The sequence below is a fragment of the Vibrio genomosp. F10 str. ZF-129 genome, from assembly GCF_000287055.2.
GTDB lineage: Bacteria > Pseudomonadota > Gammaproteobacteria > Enterobacterales > Vibrionaceae > Vibrio.
In genome coordinates, this window is record NZ_AJYQ02000017.1 from 1 (window position 1) to 1,322 (window position 1,322).

Genomic DNA, 1,322 nt, shown 5'->3' on the forward strand with positions numbered 1-1,322 from the left:
CCTTTCAACGTAATAGGCCGCCTAACGCCTAGCTAAGCTGCACATAACCTAGGCATATACTTTTGCGAAGCGAAAAAGCCTAGCGTGAAGTGTCTGCTTAAGCGCCTTGTTAACTTGATCTATCCATCGAGTGCAATCTTCTATGCCGACTTATAAGCTTGTTTGAAAATGATGCGACATAATCAATATTACAATCAACACCAAATAAGCTAATTTTCTTTTGAGCAGCAAGCTCAAAACCATTCAACTTCGTATTCCAAAAACGCTTGAGCGACTCTTCCTTATTAAAATGCAATATGACGCCTGGAAAATTCAAGCGACGTAGTTCTTCATACTTAACCACTTCCACTCTATCAATAACTTCCCAGCTAATAAAACCATATTTAAAATGATAAATACCATCGTAACTAATGACCAATATTGTTCGGCCTTTTGCCATCATCCATATTTCGTACATTATGAAAGTACTAAAAATCCCAACAAGGGCATTATCCATTACGCTACTAGTTGGTGTTACGCAATAAATACCTGCAAATACAATACCTATTAAAATAAACCTTGTTTTGTACACTCTCACACCAACCGGTAGATCTACCATTCTTGCTCCATCAAGTTAACGCCCAATTAAGGGGTGAGCAACGCTACCACCCGACCTAAAGCATTGTACCGTAACCACTAAAATTGAAGTAGAAGCAAAAATGCCAAGCGTTGGGAATCCCTCTTAAATTGTTTGTTATGCCCGTCTCAACTAGTTCAATGTATTAGCATCAATTTTAGTGAACTCCGCTCTCAGTGTTGACAGCTTAATAGGCTTTGACTTGTGAATTTTCCCAAAAGAGTCAGTTACTTGGAAACGTATCTTTTCATTACTATTTAGTCTCAGCTTACTTTCTAGCAACGATAAGATCTGCTCTAAACTAGTTTTCTTTAAATACTCTTCCCCCGATTCAACTCTTTTCGGATACTTTTCGTCGGGAGTAACTATTTGATGTAAATCTATCTCGTCTATTTTACGAGGAATTTTAATGCAAGGTGAGTGAATATAGAGGTGTTGTGAGCCTACATTCAATACACGAATTGATAGATACATCTGGTCAAATTTAACATCGTTAGCCGTTTGGATGAGACCAGCTTGATAGATTGGAGAAACTTCTAATTTTCTTCGTTGATCAAGAAATCGATAGAACATCATGAGTAACGTAGCCAAAAGTGCAGATATCGCACTCAAAAGTGCGATCATAAAGTTTAACTGATTTTCATCCACAATAAGCTTCCTATTTCGTAAAAGGGCATAACGCCGCATTAAGGTGTGAGCGGCGCTT

2 protein-coding genes are annotated in these 1,322 nt (G+C 38.0%); both read right to left on the reverse strand.

Annotated elements, in window-relative coordinates:
- Positions 1–109: 109 nt before the first annotated feature.
- On the reverse strand, positions 110–598 hold the full coding sequence (locus tag A1QO_RS02625) for a hypothetical protein (RefSeq protein WP_017040982.1): 489 nt from the start codon (positions 596–598) through the stop codon (positions 110–112).
- A 150-nt stretch (positions 599–748) separates the two neighbouring features.
- On the reverse strand, positions 749–1,322 hold a 574-nt coding region (locus tag A1QO_RS02630), incomplete at its 5' end, for a hypothetical protein (protein ID WP_206743925.1).